The 14,191-nt window shown below is 65.1% G+C and carries 11 protein-coding genes and 1 pseudogene; 8 read left to right on the plus strand and 4 right to left on the minus strand.

Annotation, left to right across the window (positions count from 1 at the left end; genetic code table 11):
- Positions 1–225 precede the first annotated feature (225 nt).
- The 3 genes from CR157_RS14980 to CR157_RS14990 all read right to left on the minus strand — a co-directional run bounded on the left by CR157_RS14980 (position 226) and on the right by CR157_RS14990 (position 5,257).
- Positions 226–1,788, minus strand: coding sequence for a hypothetical protein (locus CR157_RS14980; protein ID WP_110284330.1), 1,563 nt, complete (start codon positions 1,786–1,788; stop codon positions 226–228).
- Positions 1,789–2,105: 317 nt separating this feature from the next.
- Positions 2,106–4,472, minus strand: a complete 2,367-nt coding sequence (locus CR157_RS14985; protein WP_110284331.1) for a hypothetical protein — start codon at positions 4,470–4,472, stop codon at positions 2,106–2,108.
- Positions 4,472–5,257 (minus strand): protein-L-isoaspartate(D-aspartate) O-methyltransferase, encoded by a 786-nt coding sequence (locus tag CR157_RS14990; protein WP_219999957.1) that lies wholly within the window; start codon positions 5,255–5,257, stop codon positions 4,472–4,474. Before CR157_RS14990 ends, CR157_RS14985 begins: the two co-directional genes overlap by 1 nt.
- Positions 5,258–5,502: 245 nt before the next feature.
- On the opposite strand from CR157_RS14990, the pseudogene CR157_RS14995 reads away from it, so the two are divergent.
- Positions 5,503–5,799: pseudogene (locus tag CR157_RS14995) on the plus strand (transposase domain-containing protein); the annotation flags it as partial.
- A 68-nt stretch (positions 5,800–5,867) separates the two neighbouring features.
- Positions 5,868–6,638 carry a 4-hydroxy-2-oxoheptanedioate aldolase gene (gene hpaI / locus CR157_RS15000; RefSeq protein WP_110284332.1) on the plus strand — a complete coding sequence of 257 codons (771 nt, stop codon included), beginning with the start codon at positions 5,868–5,870 and terminating at the stop codon, positions 6,636–6,638.
- A gap of 28 nt (positions 6,639–6,666) precedes the next feature.
- Here the strand turns inward: hpaI and CR157_RS15005 are convergent, their stop codons facing one another.
- Positions 6,667–7,845, minus strand: coding sequence for a fumarylacetoacetate hydrolase family protein (locus CR157_RS15005; RefSeq protein WP_110284333.1), 1,179 nt, complete (start codon positions 7,843–7,845; stop codon positions 6,667–6,669).
- Positions 7,846–8,023: 178 nt separating this feature from the next.
- Between CR157_RS15005 and CR157_RS15010 the strand changes: the two genes are divergently transcribed.
- The 6 genes from CR157_RS15010 to CR157_RS15035 all read left to right on the plus strand — a co-directional run bounded on the left by CR157_RS15010 (position 8,024) and on the right by CR157_RS15035 (position 14,188).
- The gene (locus CR157_RS15010; RefSeq protein ID WP_110284334.1) at positions 8,024–8,788 is read left to right on the plus strand and encodes an SDR family NAD(P)-dependent oxidoreductase; all 765 of its coding nucleotides are present in this window, start codon (positions 8,024–8,026) and stop codon (positions 8,786–8,788) included.
- Positions 8,785–9,798, plus strand: coding sequence for a 4-hydroxythreonine-4-phosphate dehydrogenase PdxA (gene pdxA / locus CR157_RS15015; protein ID WP_110284335.1), 1,014 nt, complete (start codon positions 8,785–8,787; stop codon positions 9,796–9,798). The genes CR157_RS15010 and pdxA overlap by 4 nt, the downstream gene beginning before the upstream one ends.
- Positions 9,795–11,000, plus strand: a complete 1,206-nt coding sequence (locus tag CR157_RS15020; RefSeq protein ID WP_258364188.1) for a four-carbon acid sugar kinase family protein — start codon at positions 9,795–9,797, stop codon at positions 10,998–11,000. The genes pdxA and CR157_RS15020 overlap by 4 nt, the downstream gene beginning before the upstream one ends.
- A gap of 187 nt (positions 11,001–11,187) precedes the next feature.
- Positions 11,188–12,186 carry a sialic acid TRAP transporter substrate-binding protein SiaP gene (locus CR157_RS15025; RefSeq protein ID WP_110284591.1) on the plus strand — a complete coding sequence of 333 codons (999 nt, stop codon included), beginning with the start codon at positions 11,188–11,190 and terminating at the stop codon, positions 12,184–12,186.
- Positions 12,187–12,249: 63 nt separating this feature from the next.
- Positions 12,250–12,783: a TRAP transporter small permease gene (locus CR157_RS15030; protein WP_110284337.1), complete on the plus strand. Its 534-nt coding sequence runs from the start codon at positions 12,250–12,252 to the stop codon at positions 12,781–12,783.
- A gap of 25 nt (positions 12,784–12,808) precedes the next feature.
- Positions 12,809–14,188 (plus strand): TRAP transporter large permease, encoded by a 1,380-nt coding sequence (locus CR157_RS15035; protein WP_110284338.1) that lies wholly within the window; start codon positions 12,809–12,811, stop codon positions 14,186–14,188.
- Positions 14,189–14,191: the final 3 nt, after the last annotated feature.

The following is a 14,191-nucleotide window of genomic DNA, read 5'->3' on the forward strand; positions in this document are numbered from 1 at the left end:
CCGGGCAACGGGCTCCGACCGGTTTGCCCTGCCGCAATCACGCCTTGGCTTACCTGCATCACATGACCTGTGAGCTGGCGCAGGCGGGTTTCGAGAGAATCATTGAAAACGACCCCGACTGCGTGATGTCGCATCGGGGCGTTACCGGCCTCGTTCCGCAGCCTCGGGGGGCTCAATGGTGAGCTTGGGGGCGCTCCCCCGGACGCCGGCCAGGGAACTGCGAGCCTATCGCTTCAAATACGCTTGCGCCTCGATGACACCTGGCCTCGCCGAGCCCCCAGCGATGTCAAGCAAGGTGGCGTAGTGGTCGCCCGCCGTCTGGGCTTTGCCTGCAGCGGCGGCGGCACGGGCAGCGCCGAGCAGGGTGTTGTAGCGCCTGGGCCACACCACGTCGGAAGCTTGATACGCTTCCCAGGCCTCCGCCGGGCGGTCGAGATCGAGAAGCAGGTCGCCCAGCGCCTCGTAGGGCGGCAGCAGGGCGCCCGGGGTGACCGTGGGTTTTTCGACGGTGCTGTCCAGTTCCGCGGCAGTGCCGATCAACTGGATCGCCTCCTCCGGCCGGTCCTGAGTACGTGCGATCCAGCCGGCAAGGATGAGCCGGTCCATCTCGATATAGGTCGCGAAGGTGGCCTCGTCTTCCGCCGCCGCAGCGTCGCGCAGTGCGATGAGCCTGTCTTCAGCCTCCTGCGCGGCGTCCACCTTGCCACTGTGCAAGGCACCGAGCCCGCGGGCGAGCCATGTCAGCCCCTCGGCCCAGGGCGCATCATCCCAGGGCAGATAGTCCGGCATGCGCGGCGTCAGCGCGGCCGCTTCGCCCCACTGCCGCCGCTCCACGGCATAGCGCGCGGGCATGGAGGCGAGGTGGAAGGCACTGATGAAGGACGGCTGGTAGTCCGTATGGGACAGCACCTCCTCTACCATGGCCTTCGCGCGCTCGTCCGCCCCCTGCTGCAGGAGGGCGTACAGGCCATAGTCCATCGCGTGCAGGTAATGCTGCGATACGGTGTCGCCTCCCAAACGGCGGAGCGCCGCATCGGCGGAGCGCCGGTTCCATTCAATGACCTCCGGCCATTCGCCGAGGCGCACAAAGAGGTGCGTGGGCATGTGCTGCGCGTGCGGCACTTCCGGGGCTATGTCGCTGTAGCTTCTGACGATGTCCAAGGCATGGCCAGCGCGGCCGGTCGCGTCGGTGGCGTGGAGGGTGTAGTGCACGGCGCCCGGATGCGTCGGCTCCTGCTCGTAGACGCCGCGCAATACGCGCTCGGCCTCGTCGAACAGCGCCGCCCGGTTCTCCGTCACGGGGACCAGGGCAAGCCGCGAGAGCGCGTAGAGGGTTGCCACATCGGCGTCCTCAGGCGTGGCGCGATAGGCTCGTTCCATCGCCTCTCCCCACCGACGAATGCGCGTCCACCACTCCGCCGTGTCGGGCTCGCGGAAAAAGGCCTCGGTCGCCGCCACCAGATTGCGTTCGCGCTCGCTCGCCGGGAGATGGGCTTTTACCTCCTGGATCGCCCTCCAGCCGCGGTTCATCACCTCGGCACCCGGCCGGATCGCCCATAGGGGCTGGAACAACGTGGTGGCAACGCCCCAGTGCGCCATCACGCAGTCGGGGTCGTTTTCAACGATATTCTCGAAACCCGCCTGCGCCAGCTCATAGGTCATGTGATGCAGGTAAGCCAAGGCCTGATCGAACGCCGCTCGGCTGGCCTCGGTGCAGGAGACCCGAAAGTCCACCGTGCCGAGGGCTTCGTCGGCGACCTCGATCGCCTGGTCACCGTCACCGTACATGGTCGCCTCATCCGCCCGGGCGTCCGGGGCGAGCCCTGCCGCGCCCGCGAGCAGTAGTGAGGCGGAGAACACTATCGCGAAGTGACTGCGCCACCGCCGAGATGCGATAGATCCAAGCACACATCGCGCCCTCTGAGGCGCGGCACGGAGGGTTCGACTCATGGCACCCCCTTGTTGGCTATGATCAGTCGATGGATTCTTAGTATAGCCTCGCGCCGAGGGCGGTGGTCGGCCGCTCCGTTGCCTCATCTGCGGCAACCGTCTCGCCCGCCACCACGTTTTCGAGAAGGTCGCCGGCAAGCATCAAACCCTGGGCATCAAGTGGACCAGCCACGGTTCGACCGCGCCAACCAGCGCGCGGCGATGGCGAAGGCCACCACGTAGCAGGCAGCCCCGGCCACCAGGGCCGCGTTCTGGCCAATATGGATGGAGAGCAGCGGCGCCAGCGACGCCCCCAGCACCGAGGTGAAGCCGTTGATGCCCCACGCCCAGGGAATCCAGCGCTCCTGCCCGGCGAGTTGGCGCAACGCCCAGGGGAAGGGGCGGCCCATGGCCCAGGCCAGGGGCAGCAACAAGGCAACCAGCAGCGCCACGCGCCCCGCCAATGGCGGGGTACTCAGGGCATGCACGGCCAAAAACGGCACCAGGGCCAGCGCCAGACCCACGGCCACGGCGCTGTAGATCCGCCCCAGACTGGCGCGGCTGGCGTCTGCCGGCGTCATGGCGCTGCCGATACCGGAGCCGATCAGGAAGGTGGCGAAGACCAGCGCCGCGGCAAGGACCGGCTCCCCCAGGTACAGGATCAGGCGCTGGAAGACCACCAGCTCCACGACGATGTAGCCCAGGCCGAGCGCGGTGAAATACCCGGCGACCGAGAGCCGGCCGAAGGGGCGCTGGATCGCCGGTAACCGCCCCAGCGGCACCAGGACCAGCAGGAACGCCAGCACGGCGACGACCACGGTGGTCACCACCGACAGGATCAGGGTCCAGTCGAGATAGCTCCAGCCGCGTCCGCCCAGTTCGCGGACCAGCCGCGGCGTCTCGCCCCAGGCCAGGGAGCGCCACGGATAGGGGCGGTCGAGCTCGGCCGGCGCGGCATGGAACAGGCGTGCCGCCGCCGGCATCGGTCGTTGCTCGAACAAGGCGCGGGCGATGTCGTGGAAAACGGGGGAGTCCAAGCGGTGATAACGATTGGCCTGCTCGCGGGCCAGGCCAGGCAACCAGGCGATGTCGAAGCGCCACCGCTCGGCGAAGTCCCGCAGGGTGGCGATGTCTGTCTCGGCCAGTGGCCGCGGCGAGGCCAGGATCAGCAACGCCTGCAGGCCGCGCAGCACGGCCACGTGTTCGCCCGGCGCCGCCGCACCCTGCCGATGCAGGGCACGCTCCAGCGTGGCCATCACGCGGGGGTAATAGCGGGGCGGGTCGTCAAGCGGCAGCGGAATGGCGAGCAGGCCGTCGGCCTCCAGCCGCGCCAGGGCGAGCGCCAGGCCGGCCACCGTGAGGACATAGTCCTCGGCAGCGGCATCGCCCTCCTCCCAGGCCGCGTCGAAGGCGATGATCGAATAGGGGCCGTCGGGGGCGGTGACCAGATGCCGCCAGGCGCCATCCTCGACCAGGGTGATACCGGCCTCGCTCGCGCCACGCGCCCGGGCGATCTCGAGCAGACGACCGTCGGCTTCCACCCAGGTGACCGCCCGGCCGCCGGCGGCGACCGGGGTCTGCCAGGCGCCGCTGCCCAGCACCAGTGCCCGTCCGTGGGAGCGCAATTGCCGGGGCAGCCCGGCCAGCGAAGCGCGCCTGTGCTCCGCCTCGACCGGCCATCGGCGCACCAGGGGCACCACCCGATCGCTGCCGACCACCGCCACGTCCACCGACGGCACGCTCTCGGTCCAGCCCAGGCTCAGGCCCGGTGCGTAGCGCAGGCTATCGGCCCGCAGCAGGGTAAGCTGGCCCGGCAGACCGGGGCGGACCGCCAGGGTTTCCACCCCGGGCAGCTCGCCTATCCGCGACAAGGCCTTGAAATCCGAGACGGCGGGTTCCGGCGGACGAACGGCGGCCATCAAGGCCAGCGCCAGGCCCAGGACACACGCCGCCCCCGCCACCCGCTGCCCGCGAACCCACCCGATCACGCTCCCGAGGGCGAACAGCAGCACGGCGACCACCGCCAGCGCCATGGCCACCGGCACGGTCGCCAGCAGTAGCGCCGCCCCCAGGCTGCCAATGCCGCTGCCGAGCATATTGGCGGCATACAGGGCTCGGGTACGCTCGGGCCAGCGCAGGAACACCTGGCCGATCGCCAGGCCGGCCCCATAGAAGGGCACGAACGCCGCGAGGTCCACCAGCAGCAGCCGCACCAGCTCGCCCAGGTCCCAACCGGCGAACACCGGGCGCAACGTGACCCGGGACTGCACCACGAGCAGCAGCAGGAAACCGGCGCCGGTCACCCCCAGCCCGGTGAGAAACCAGCCATCGCCGCGGCTGAAGGGGTAGCGCCCGGCCAGGGCCAGGGTGGTGCCCGCCGTCCCCAGGCCCAGCAACGCCAGGGCAATGGCCAACCCGGCGAAGTGGTACCAGTGGCTGAACTCGAAAAGCCGCAGCAGCAGGACCTCAAGGGCCAGCAACGCCGCGGAGACGCCGGCCACGGCCACCAGGTCGAGTCGCCCCGGTGTCTCCCGCGCCACCATCAGTGGCCACCGGTCAGCGGCACGAAACGCACCGACGCCAGGTTGCGGGTGCTCACCTCGCCGTCGGCATGCTTCTCCACCAGCAGCAGGTTCTGGATCCAGCCGGCACGTCCTACCGGGATCACCATGCGCCCGCCGGGACGCAGCTGGGCCACCAACGGCGGAGGGGTGTGGGATGCCGCGGCCGTGACGACGATGGCATCGAACGGCGCGCGTGCCGCGTAGCCGTGGTAGCCGTCGCCGTGCAGCACGGTGATATTGCGATAGCCCATCCGCTGGAGACGTTCGGCGGCGCTATCGGCCAACTCACGGATGATCTCGATCGTGACCACCTCACCGACGATCTCGGCGAGGATCGCCGCCTGGTAGCCGGAGCCCGTACCGACCTCCAGCACGCGATCATCGGCGCCCAGTTCCAGTACCTCGGTCATGTAGGCGACGGTGTAGGGCTGGGAGATCGTCTGGCCGTGGCCGATCGGCTGGGGCTTATCCCCATAGGCGCTTCGCGCCGACACCATCGGCGCGAAGCGGTGCCGGGGCAGGCGTCGCATGGCCGCAAGCACGGCCTCGTCCGCCACCCCTCGGCCCTCGATCTGGTCGCGTACCATCGCCGTCCTGAGCTCGACGAACTCATCGTCGTCGAAATGCGGACGTGGCGGGGCCTGCTCCGGAGGGGAAGCCTGCAGGAGCACCGTGACCTCCTGCGCGGCAGCCGGCACACAGGCAACCAGGGCCGCCAGCAGCGCGGCGCGAATCCAGCCGGCTTGCGAAGATGCCTGGACCATCGCCGGCTCCCCTTTCGGCCCCTGGAATCCCAAGGATAGGCCACGATCGACGACGACAGCTACGGCAGGTCCCGCTCGAGGATCCCCCTCCCCCCGAGACCTTCCCGATCAAGTGGCTTTGATAGGCGTGACGCAGCGCTTGCGACCCCCCCAGTGACCAGACAACGCCAACGGTCAATCGTAAGCCGGTGAATCCATCTACCGCAGTTATGCCCAGTTCGGGATTATGCGCAGCTGCGCATAAGCGCCGTTACTGGCTATTCTGCTGGAGCGAGATCGGTGCCGAGCACGTCGGTATCCTGCAGAGCCTGCTGACCACCTGCCGGCTGCAGGGGGTGGCCCCCTACACCTACCTGGTCGACGTGCTGCAGCGCATCGCCATCCCTCCGGCGTCGCGTGCTGAAGAGTTGACGCCGCGCCGCTGGAAGGTGCTGTTCGCCGATAACCCGCTCCGGTCAGACATCGAAGGGGAAGTCCAGGCGCTCTGGAATGACCGTACACAGAAGGCCAGCCAGGTCCACGAACTCCTGCCTCAGAACTAGCGGCACAACGTCTGATCACTGACAATCGGTGATGGCCGAGCGCTTACTTTTGAAAAGGAATCTTACCCATGCAAATGCCCACCAACGACTTCAAGCAACGGCTGCTGGCCGGTGAGGTCATGACCGGGATCTGGCTGGGGCTGGCGAGTCCCTATGTCGCAGAGTTGGCTGCTACCGCCGGCTTTGACTGGCTGCTACTGGATGGCGAGCATGCCCCTAATGACTTGCAGAGTCTCTTGGGCCAATTACAGGCTGTCGCTCCATACGATAGTCAGCCGGTGGTTCGACCGCCTTATGGTGACCCGGTGCTGATCAAGCAGTATTTGGACATCGGTGTGCAGAACCTTCTCATCCCTATGGTGGAGAGTGCCGAACAAGCTGCCGCCCTGGTTGCTGCAACGCGATACCCGCCCGAGGGGATTCGGGGTATGGGCAGCATGCTGGCGCGTGCGTCGCGATGGGGGCAGATAGAGGATTATTTGGAGAAAGCGGATAACGAAGTATGCCTGATCCTGCAGGTGGAGAGCCCCAGTGCCCTCGCAGAGATCGAAGCGATCGCGGCTGTGGAGGGGGTCGATGGCATCTTCATCGGTCCTGCGGACCTGTCGGCTGCCATGGGCTACCGGTGCCAGCCTGGGCACCCGGAGGTGGTGCACGCCATCGAATCGGCTATTGTCCGGATCCGAGCGGCCGGCAAAGCGGCAGGTATCATCACCCTGGATGAGCAAGCGGCACGCGGCTACCTGGACGCGGGCTGCACCTTCGTCGGCGTGGGTGTGGATGCTCTGCTACTGACTGATGCTATGCGCAAGCTGGCCGCACGGTTTCGTCCCTCCTGACCATGGCAGGTGTTGTCCGTCGAGACGCTCAGCGGCCGGCCAGGTCTCGCATCAGCTCGCGTATGCCGTAGGTCCAGGGCGGGAGCTGATCACTTCTGCCGACGTTGTTGACCAGCGCTCCAAGGGTTGGTGTCGAGATTGTGACGATGTCACCGAGGTGGTGCGTAAAGCCTTGTCCTTCGCCACTGCGATCCTTGATGGGGGAGAACATGGTGCCGAGATAGAGCATGAAACCGTCGGGATACTGGTGGTGGGTGCCCACGGTCTGCTTCACCAGGTCCAGGGGGTCACGGCTGATTTCGGCCATGTCGCTCTCGCCCTCCAGTCGGAAGCCATCGTCTTGCCCCTCGATGCGCAACGAGACCTGCGCCCGGCGTACGTCATCGATACCGAAGCCGTCGTCGAACAGCCGGATGAAGGGGCCAATGGAGCTTGATGCATTGTTGTCCTTGGCCTTGCCGAGCAGAAGTGCGCTTCGCCCCTCGATGTCGCGCAGGTTGACGTCATTGCCGAGCGTCGCGCCTTTGACGTTGCCATGGCTGTCAACAGCCAGGACGATCTCCGGTTCGGGGTTGTTCCACCGCGATGCGGGGTGAAGGCCCACGCTGGCCCCGAAGCCCACGGAAGAGAGCGGCTGGGCCTTTGTGAATACCTCGGCGTCTGGACCAATTCCCACTTCCATGTACTGTGACCAGCCGCCACGGGTCTGAAGCTCTCGCTTGAGCGCCATCGCCTCTTCAGAACCCGGCACGATGCGAGACAGGTTGCTACCGATAAGCGCCTGAAGTTCGGCGCGCAGCTCGTTGGCCCTTGTCGCGTCGCCGCCGGCCTGTTCCTCGATGACCCGCTCCAGCAGACTCACCGCGAAAGTGACGCCACATGCCTTCACCGCTTGGACATCGCAGGGTGCCAGCAGAAAGGGCGGACGCTGGGGCGTGGATAATGAGTTTTCCAACAGGCTTTCTACGGACCCCAGCGATGCGCCCTCAGTATTCCGCAGGGTGCTCTCCACATCGGCATGATCCAGCAGATCGGCCATCGTGGGACCAAGATGGGTGACATCAAGGGCCTCTCCGTCACGGATCACGAACAGCACCGGCCCGGGACGGGGCGACTCGCACCAGGCGCGGCCTACCAGCAGGGCGCGGTCAAGGTCCTTTGGCAGATAGTCTGTTACCGGACGATGCGGTGAGTCGGAAAGGGTCATGGAGCCTCCTGGGTCGGGTCGCTGGCATCTGGCCAGCGCTCAACTATCATGTTATTGGTGTAGTGATGTATGACAGGTATGCCAATGGCTTCACTCTAGTCCATGGCGTGGCCCCGGGTCGATAGCGTGATGCCAAGAGAGGAGCCCCCACCTCAACCGACAAGAACGGGAGACGGCAATGCTGGAGGAATGGAAAGGTAAGCGAGTACTGGTGACCGGCGCGAGCCGAGGTATCGGGGCTGCCGTGGCCAGACAGCTCGGTGCCCTTGGGGCTCATGTGGCGGTGCATTACCACGCCAGTGCCGAGGGCGCTGAAGCCGTGGCCGAGGCGATCCGCGAAACGCACGGCGAAGCCTTTACGGTGAAGGGTGATATCAGTCGTTCAGCCGAAGCGACTCGCTTGGTCGACGAGGCCGCCGAGCGGCTTGGCGGGCTGGACCTGCTGATCAACAACGCCGGCGATATGCTTGGCCGGGTAACGCTGGAGGAAATGGACGATACACAGTATGACCGCGTGATGGGTCTCAACGCCCGGTCGGTGGTGATGGCCAGCCGAGCCGCGTTGCCCTATTTCCGTCGTGCCGGTCGCGGCAACATCATTCATACCACCTCCATCGCCGCGCGCAATGGTGGAGGCCTGGGGGCCGGGCTCTATGCTTCGGCCAAGGGCTTCGTCAGCACCTTGACGCGCAACATGGCCAAGGAGCTCGCCGGGGAGAGTATCCGGGTAAACGGCGTGGCTCCCGGAACCATCGCCACCGACTTCCATGAACGCCACTCCAACGACAACCACATTGCCGCGGCTCGAGCCTCGATCCCCATGGGGCGACTGGGCAGTGCTGAGGAGTGTGTTGGCGCCTATGTATTTCTGGGCACCGAGAGCATGAGCGGTTATGTCACCGGCCAGGTAATCGAAGTCAATGGCGGGCAGTTGATGCCATGAATCGTTCATCGCACACCTACGGCATCGCCATCACCATGGGAGATCCGGCCGGTATCGGGCCGGAGATCATCTGTCGTGCTCTGGCGGCCATGTCTCATGACGATCGGGCCAGCACCATGGTCGTCGGTCACCCGGCGATCTACCGTCGCGCCGCGGCCACCATCGGCGCCGAGCTCACCTTCGTTCCACTCGACCAGAAAACCCAGGACGACGACAGCGTGGCAGTCGCCGTGGTCGAGGCGCCGGAGGGTGTCGAGATCCCCGATGGCCGTATCAGTGCCGGTGGTGGAGACATGGCCTTTCGTTGCGTCCGGACAGCCGTGGAGCTGGTGCAAGCCGGACGTGCGCGGGTGATCGTCACCGCGCCGCTCAACAAGGCCGCGCTGCATGAGGCTGGCCATCATTATGATGGCCACACTGGCATGCTGGCGTCGCTGACCGGCGCCCCCTCATCGTTCATGCTGCTGGCCTCCGAGACGCTGTCGACCCTGCATGTTTCCACACACGTGTCGCTGCGCGGCGCCATCGAGAGGGTCACCGAGTCGCGCATCATCGAGACAGTGGAAGCCGGTCAAGCGCACCTGGCCGCCATGGGGGCAGCCCGGCCGCGCATCGCCGTGGCAGGGCTCAACCCCCACTGCGGCGAAGGCGGTATCTTCGGCGATGAGGACGACCGCATCATTGCCCCGGCAGTCAGGGCCCTGCGAGATCGAGGCTATGACGTCCAGGGGCCCATCTCTGCCGATACCGTCTTCTATCGGGCTCACCGCGGCGAGTTCGACCTGGTGGTGGCCCAGTATCACGATCAGGGTCACATCCCGGTCAAGCTGATTGCTTTCGACACCACGGTGAATGTCAGCCTTGGCCTACCTGTTCAGCGCACGTCGGTAGATCATGGTACCGCCTTCGACATCGCCTGGCAGGGCAGGGCGGATGCCACCAACATGGGCGCCGCCATCGCCTATGCGCGCCGCCTGGCGGCAGGCAATGATGAGGCGTCAGTGTCATGAGTCAGCGCATGACCGGCTGTCGGCTCGCTATCGTTGCCGATGACCTGACCGGCGCGCTGGATGCCACGGCCCCCTTTGCTGCGCGAGGCGCCGATGCGCGGGTGGTGATCTCCCTGGCGGCGTTGGACGACGTGCTGGCGAGCTGGCAAGGCGCCTGGCCTGATGTGATTGCGGTGAACACTGAATCCCGTCATCTGGGCGCCGCCGAGGCCGCCGAACGGGTTGCCGACGCAGCCCGTCGTCTCAAGAGGGCAACGCCGGCAGCCTGGTTCAAGAAGATCGACTCGACCTTGCGTGGCCAGGTGGTGGCTGAATGTATTGCCATGCGCGAATCGACGGGGAGAGCGTTGCTGCTGGCCCCGGCGGTACCCGCCCAGGGCCGCATAGTGCGGGATGCAGAGGTCTGGGTGGACGACGTTCGCCTGGCCGACAGCGTCTATCAGGGCGATGCACGTTCGGCGCCGCTGAGCGGTCCGCTCGACAGCGCTTTCAACGCTGGCGGGATGAAACTGGCCCGCTACGCCGGTGATGAGGCCGCATTGCCCCAGGGTGACGCGGTGGCAGATGCCGATAGTGACCTCACTCTGGCTCGTCTCTATGATGCGACGCTGGCAGCTGGCATTCCACGGCTGATGGTAGGGGCGGCAGGCCTTGCCACGGCCATGGCTCAGCGATGCTTCGGGCGTCTGCGCGCCAGCCATCGTTCCCTATCCAGGGTGAGTGCGGTGCTCTATGTAGTGGGCTCGCAAAGTCCGCGAGCCGCCGAGCAGCTTGCCAGGTTGCGTTGCGAGCTACCGCCGCTGCCGGTGATTGAGGCGCTGAGCCCCCCATACGCTATTCCACAGGGTAAAGCTGCGCTACTAGTGCCCGGCATGATATCCAGTGGTGGCACCTCGGGAGCGCTGGAGGACACCGAAATGGTCGGTGCCGAAGAGGTGGCACAGGCCATGGCCGAGGGCGTTGCACATACTCTGGAGTGTTGGCCGGATGGCAGAGAGACCCTGCTGTTTCTGACCGGCGGCGATATCGCCATGGCCACGCTGACGCGACTCGGTGTTACCTCGATCAGCGTGGAGGCGGAGTGGGCACCCGGCGTGGCGCTTGGCAGTCTCGACGGAGAGCCGACGCGCCGCGTGATGACCAAGGCAGGTGGCTTCGGAGCGCCGGACCTTCTACAACACCTGCACCGCACCTTCCACTAAAGGCGAATACCGATAGGTCTGCTTCCTGGTTGCGCGGGGCTGCGGGAAGGGCTAGTTTGAAGTCGGTGGTATGATACGTATACAGACATACGCTCAGGTAAGCGCACGAGAGCCATCGAACCGAGCATGGATGCGCCACCGTTCCAGCCACAAGCAGAACAAACTCAACGGTTGTGAGGAGTACAAGATGAGCGATAAGCCCCAACGCCAGTTCACGCTGTCCCGGGTGATGACTGCCCTCCTGATCGCCGGCGGCATCAGCCTGGCCGGTGCCGCCCAGGCCGAGGAGCTGAACTTCGCCCACGTCTACGAGACATCGGAGCCCTACCACGAATGGGCCCTGTGGGCGGCAGAGCAGATCGAGGAGCGCACTGACGGTCGCTACTCCATTACCGTGCACCCGGCCTCATCGCTGGGCAAGGAAGCGGATATCAACGAGGGCCTGCAGCTGGGGACCGTAGACCTGATCTACACTGGCAACCAGTTCGCCGGTCGCTTCTATGGTCCGATCGGCATCGCGGGAGCGCCCTACATGTTCCGCGACTTCGACCACTGGCAGGCCTATGCCGACAGCGACCTCTTCAAAGAAATCGCCCAAGGCTACCAGGATGCCACCGGCAACGTGCCCCTGGCCATGAACTATTATGGTCGGCGCCACGCCACCTCCAACAAGCCGATCAATACCCCCGCAGACATGCAGGATCTGAAGATCCGCACGCCCAACGCGCCGATGTACATGATGTTCCCCGAGGCGGTCGGCGCGAACCCCACCCCCATCGCCTTCGCCGAGGTCTATCTGGCGCTGCAGCAGGGTGTGGTTGATGCTCAGGAAAATCCGCTTCCCACCATCAAGGCCAAGGCCTTCCACGAGGTTCAGGACTACATCAACTTGACCGGCCATATTACAGATTCGCTGATCACCATTGCCGGTGGGCCGCTGTGGAACCGCCTCTCCGAGGAGGATCAAGATATCTTCCGCGAGGTCTACGCAGAGGCCGGCGAGCGCATTACCCAGGATATCCTGCAGTCCGAGGAGGATCTGGTTGCCTGGTTCGAGGAGCAGGGCACCACGGTGAATGAGGTCGACATCACGCCCTTCCGCGAGGCCACGATCCCTGCCCACAACAGCGACGCGGCCACCTGGGATCAAGAGACCTACGACCGCCTCCAGGCCATCGGCCTGTAACCCTCCCTTCCATCTCGGACGTCGCATCACCCCGGTGTCGGGGGTGATGCGCGGGAGTCTGACATGAACCAATCGGACCGAGACGAGGCGCCCGCCTTCGACTTTCTCGAGGAGGATTCCTTTGATAAACGGGATCATGGCCTCGAGGACTACCTGACCCTGGGGATCTTCTGGCTACTGGCACTGGACGTCTTTCTTCAGTTCTTCACCCGCTACGTGCTGGGTAACTCCATCGCCTGGACCGAAGAGATGGCCCGTTACCTGCTGGTGATGGTGGGTTTCATGGGCGGCACCATGGCGGTGCGCAAAGGGTCCCATATCGCCGTTGAGTTCTTCTATCGCTACATGCCGTCCTGGATGGCACGTATGGCCTCGACGCTGGTGGACCTGGTCAACATCGCCTTCTTTTCCGCCATGGTGTGGATTACCTTCAAACTGGCCGGTCGCACCTCGGCATTGATGACGTCCGTGGATATACCCAAGAGCTACCTCTACTACATCGTGATGCTGGGGTTCGTGCTGATGCTGGCGCGCGCCGTCCAGGTGGCCATCCGCCATTGGCGCAGCGGAACCAGCGAGCTGCTGGATTCACAGTGATAACGTCGACCGAGAGAGCCTGTCCATGTCCAATACCCTGATCCTGAGGCGGCACGGTGCCCTGGTGCCGCCGTTGGTCGCTGCACTCGCCATCCTCGGCTGCATCGTCCTGGCAGTCACCGAGCAATATCTGCTGTTCCTCTTCGCCGCTCTTTTCACCATGCTGGTGCTCGGCGTGCCCATCGCCGTCAGCCTCGCGGGGTCCTGCCTGATCTATGTGTTGTTGACCGGGCGCGTGCCCGACGTGGTGGTCGTGCACCGCATGATTAACGGCATCGACAGCTTCCCTTTGCTAGCGATTCCCTTCTTCATCCTTGCCGGCAACCTGATGAATAACGGCGGTATCACCACGCGTATCTTCGACTTCGCCAAGGCGTTGATGGGGTGGATGCGCGGTGGCCTGGGCCACGTCAATGTCGGTGCCAGCATCGTCTTCTCGGGAATGTCCGGTGCTGCCGTGGCCGATGCCGGTGGCCTGGGTACCATCGAGATCAAGGCGATGCGAGATGCGGGCTACGACCAGGAATTTGCAGTGGGCATCACCGCGGCGTCCTCCACTATCGGCCCCATTATCCCGCCCAGCCTGCCCATGGTGATTTATGGCGTCATGGCTTCAGTCTCGGTGGGCCAGCTGTTCGTGGCCGGCTTGATCCCTGGACTGCTGATGGGGCTCGTGTTGATGCTGATGATATTCTTCCTGGCAAGGCGTCGCGGTTATCAGCGCGATGCGGCGTTCTCGGTGCCGGTGCTGTGGGAGACGTTCAAGCGTGCCTTCTTCTCCCTGCTTACTCCGGTGATCATCGTCGGCGGCATCATGACCGGCGCCTTTACTCCCACAGAAGCCGCGATAGCTGCAGTCGTCTACGCGCTCTTTCTCGGTGGTGTGGTCTATCGCAGTCTGACCTGGAAGCGCCTGCTCAAGGTCAGCATGGAGACCATTGAAACCACCGCCGTCATTCTGTTGATCGTGGCCGGCGCCTCGATCTTCGCCTGGATCCTGACCAGCAACCAGGTCACCCAGCACGTCATCGAGTTGCTCGGGCCCTTCGCTGACAACCCCGTCGCCACCCTGATCATCATCAACCTCGTGCTGATCATCGTCGGCTGCTTCATGGAGACCATCGCCGCTATCACCATTCTGGTGCCAGTACTGCTGCCACTGGCGGTGGCATCCGGGGTCGACCCGGTCCATTTCGGGGTGATCATGGTCCTCAACCTGATGATCGGACTGCTGACGCCGCCCGTGGGCATGGTGCTCTACGTGCTTTCGCGGGTGTCGAACATCTCCTTCGAGAAGTGCATGCGCGGGACCCTGCCGTTCCTGGTGCCGCTGGTGCTCGCCCTGCTGCTGGTGACCTTTGTCCCGGCGATCTCCATGTGGTTGCCGACCTTGATATACCGCTGATCA

It is taken from the genome of Halomonas sp. LBP4, assembly GCF_003202205.1.
GTDB classification, from domain to species: domain Bacteria; phylum Pseudomonadota; class Gammaproteobacteria; order Pseudomonadales; family Halomonadaceae; genus Halomonas; species Halomonas flagellata.

Excerpts from the sequence above, each read along its gene's own strand:
- CR157_RS15030 (WP_110284337.1), top strand. The coding sequence starts at position 12,250 with ATGAACCAATCGGACCGAGACGAGGCGCCCGCCTTCGACTTTCTCGAG.
- CR157_RS15005 (WP_110284333.1), bottom strand. The coding sequence starts at position 7,845 with ATGACCCTTTCCGACTCACCGCATCGTCCGGTAACAGACTATCTGCCA.
- CR157_RS14980 (WP_110284330.1), bottom strand. The coding sequence starts at position 1,788 with ATGTACGGTGACGGTGACCAGGCGATCGAGGTCGCCGACGAAGCCCTC.
- CR157_RS15010 (WP_110284334.1), top strand. The coding sequence starts at position 8,024 with ATGCTGGAGGAATGGAAAGGTAAGCGAGTACTGGTGACCGGCGCGAGC.
- CR157_RS15025 (WP_110284591.1), top strand. The coding sequence starts at position 11,188 with ATGAGCGATAAGCCCCAACGCCAGTTCACGCTGTCCCGGGTGATGACT.
- CR157_RS14990 (WP_219999957.1), bottom strand. The coding sequence starts at position 5,257 with ATGGTCCAGGCATCTTCGCAAGCCGGCTGGATTCGCGCCGCGCTGCTG.
- CR157_RS14985 (WP_110284331.1), bottom strand. The coding sequence starts at position 4,472 with ATGGTGGCGCGGGAGACACCGGGGCGACTCGACCTGGTGGCCGTGGCC.
- pdxA (WP_110284335.1), top strand. The coding sequence starts at position 8,785 with ATGAATCGTTCATCGCACACCTACGGCATCGCCATCACCATGGGAGAT.
- CR157_RS15020 (WP_258364188.1), top strand. The coding sequence starts at position 9,795 with ATGAGTCAGCGCATGACCGGCTGTCGGCTCGCTATCGTTGCCGATGAC.
- CR157_RS15035 (WP_110284338.1), top strand. The coding sequence starts at position 12,809 with ATGTCCAATACCCTGATCCTGAGGCGGCACGGTGCCCTGGTGCCGCCG.
- hpaI (WP_110284332.1), top strand. The coding sequence starts at position 5,868 with ATGCAAATGCCCACCAACGACTTCAAGCAACGGCTGCTGGCCGGTGAG.